This is a genomic window from Oribacterium sp., assembly GCF_057249185.1.
Genome location: NZ_DBHIGR010000229.1, coordinates 1 through 2,745, shown reverse-complemented (window position 1 = coordinate 2,745; position 2,745 = coordinate 1). Strand labels below are relative to the sequence as shown.

Annotated in this window: 2 protein-coding genes; both read left to right on the top strand. The window is 46.4% G+C overall.

The window, feature by feature from the left end; genetic code table 11:
* Nucleotides 1–151: 151 nt before the first annotated feature.
* A complete protein-coding gene (locus ACO4PX_RS09795) occupies nucleotides 152–1,225 on the top strand; it encodes a putative ABC transporter permease (RefSeq protein ID WP_485572503.1) in 1,074 nt (357 codons plus the stop codon).
* 157 nt (nucleotides 1,226–1,382) lie between these two features.
* Nucleotides 1,383–2,630 carry a pyridoxal phosphate-dependent aminotransferase gene (locus tag ACO4PX_RS09790; protein WP_485572501.1) on the top strand — a complete coding sequence of 416 codons (1,248 nt, stop codon included), beginning with the start codon at nucleotides 1,383–1,385 and terminating at the stop codon, nucleotides 2,628–2,630.
* Nucleotides 2,631–2,745: the final 115 nt, after the last annotated feature.

Sequence of the window (2,745 nt, the reverse complement as noted above, 5' to 3'; positions counted from 1 at the left end):
CAGAAAGTATATTTTATAACATATATTTCAGAATCTATATTTCAGAATCTATATTGTAGAACATATATTTTGAAAAACGCCAAAAAACTCGACAATAATGAAAAACTGCGATAAAATAGCTAAAAATGATTTTTAAAGCAAGGGAGTTTTTATGAGAGGATACACAATTTTACAGTGGCTGACTTTCTTTATGCTGTATTGCATCCTGGGTTGGTGCTTCGAGTCTTCTTACTGCTCTCTGAAATCCGGTCATTTACAGAATAGAGGATTTTGCCATGGACCCTGGATTCCCTTGTATGGTGTGGGATCCTGCCTTTTGGTCTTCTTCGCTCATGGACATGAGGGGCATTTCCTCTATCTTTTTTTGCTTGGATTTTTCGGCGGAACGGCATTGGAACTTATCACCGGTCTTCTGATGAATCATATCTTCCACATGCGCTGGTGGGATTATTCTCAGAATCCTTTGAACTTTCGTGGTTACATCTGCTTTTTTGCTTCAATCGGCTGGGGATTGATGGCGATTTTTTTAATGCAGGTGGTGCATAAATTTGTTTCCTCCATTCCGGCAGATTGGAGCTATCTTACCTTCGTGGTGATAGACACCATGCTCTATACCCTTTTTGTGGAAGATGTGGTATTCTCCGTCATCGCGGCTCTGGAGCTTCGGGAGCGTCTGGGAAGACTGGCGAGAAATTCCGAAGAGATTCAGAACCTGCGGCGTTCCATCGGAGAGCTTTACGACCGCATCGGTGAAGCCAAGCAGGAGTGGGAGCAGGGAGCGGAAGAGCTCAGAAACGTACAGCAAAAGGAAGGCAATGTGGCTGCCGTGAAATATGTGATGGAGTCCGGCGTTTCCCTGGCGAAAAATACGGTTAGCCAGGCGGCCAGCAATACCATCAGTACAGCAAGCCTTGCGGCGGATACCGCAAAGGGCGCTGTGGGACAGGCAGCCAGCAGTGTAAAGGAATCCGCCGGGAATCTGAAAGAATCTGCCGGTGCTCTTCTTAAAGGACTCTTAAAGGATAAGGAAAGAATGGAGGAGGAGCTTGCGGTTTTGGAAGACGGAGGAAATGCAGAAAGTGGAAAGATGCATTGGTGGACCAAAACCATGCTCAGAAATAACCCGGATGCGGTTTCTAAGGAAGCAGGATTTACTGCCTTAAAGGAAGCGGCATTAAAAAAGCAAAAGAAGGATAGTCGGACAGAAGAAAGGCAAAAAAGATAATATAGAAAGAATAGAGTTAAGACGAGCAAGAACCAGCAAACAAGAACCAGCAAACAAGAACCAGCAAACAAAAACAAGTAAGTCAACAATAGCAAATAGGGAGCAAAGTAGTAAGCAATACAGTACAAGCAAAAGAGCGTGCTCTTTGGGAGGAAATATGGCACTGGCAAAGACAATGGAACCCCTTTTACAAGGAAATTCCGCAATTCGAAAGATGTTTGAACTGGGACAGGAAATGGCCAAGAAGTACGGCAAAGAAAATGTCTATGATTTCAGTCTGGGAAATCCTGTGGCTCCTGTGCCCTATGAGGTGAAAAATGCCATAATCAGCCTACTGGAAAACCAGGATCCCCACGAGATTCACGGTTATATGAAAAATGCCGGCTATGATGAGGTGCGGGAACAGATTGCAAGGCATCTGACAAGACGTTTTAAACTGCCCTATGAGAAGGAGCAGATTCTCCTCTGTGCCGGAGCGGCAGGAGGCTTAAATGTCTTGATGCGTTGTCTTTTGGACGAAGAGGATGAGGTGCTTTGCTTTGCCCCCTATTTTACGGAGTACAATGCCTACGTTTCCCACTACAAGGGAAAGCTTACCGTAGTTCCGGTGAAGGAAGATAATTTTTCTCTGGATATCGGCATGGCAGACCGTCTGATCCGCAGAAAAACCAAGGCGGTGATTTTAAACAACCCCAACAATCCCAGTGGTGTGGTGTATAAGGAAGAAGAGCTGAAGGCCTTGGCGGAGATGCTGAGAGAGGCGGAGGAAAGGGTGGGGCATCCCATTTACCTGATTTGTGATGAGCCTTACCGGGAACTGGTTTATGATGACAGAACTGTGCCCTTTATGCCCGGCCTTTATCACAACAGCATTTATCTTTATTCCTTCTCCAAAACCCTTTCCATCCCGGGAGAGAGAATCGGCTACCTGGCTATCGGGGCAGATGTGGAGGAAGGAGAAAAGCTGATGCGGGCTGCTACGATTGCCGGAAGAACCCTGGGCTTTGTGAATGCCCCGTCTCTTTTCCAAAAGGTGATTTCCGAATGTCTGGAAGTGAAGGTGGATGTGGGATTTTATGACAGAAATCGTCGTCTTCTGTATACGGAGCTTACGGAAATGGGATTTTCCTGTCTGCCGCCGGAGGGTGCTTTTTATCTTTTGATGAAGTCTCCCTTGGAGGATACGGAGGCCTTCCAGAAGATGGCGGAAGAAGAGCATATCATTATGGTGCCTACTGACGGCTTCGGCTTACCCGGCTATTTCCGCCTGTCCTACTGCATTCCTTTTGAAAGCATTGAAAGCTCCCTGCCTGCTTTTCGGGCTTTGTGGGAGAAGGTGAAGCATCGTAAGGAGACGGATGCAGAGCAGAAAGATAGCGATGTAAAAAATCAAAAAGTTTTATAAGCGATATAGGCATGAAATCGAGCACGCTCCCGCTAAGCTTGCTCTGAAGCAGTGTGGGTATATAAATGGGGCACGCTCTCGCTAGCCTCGCCTCGTAGCGGTACTAACTTCAAGC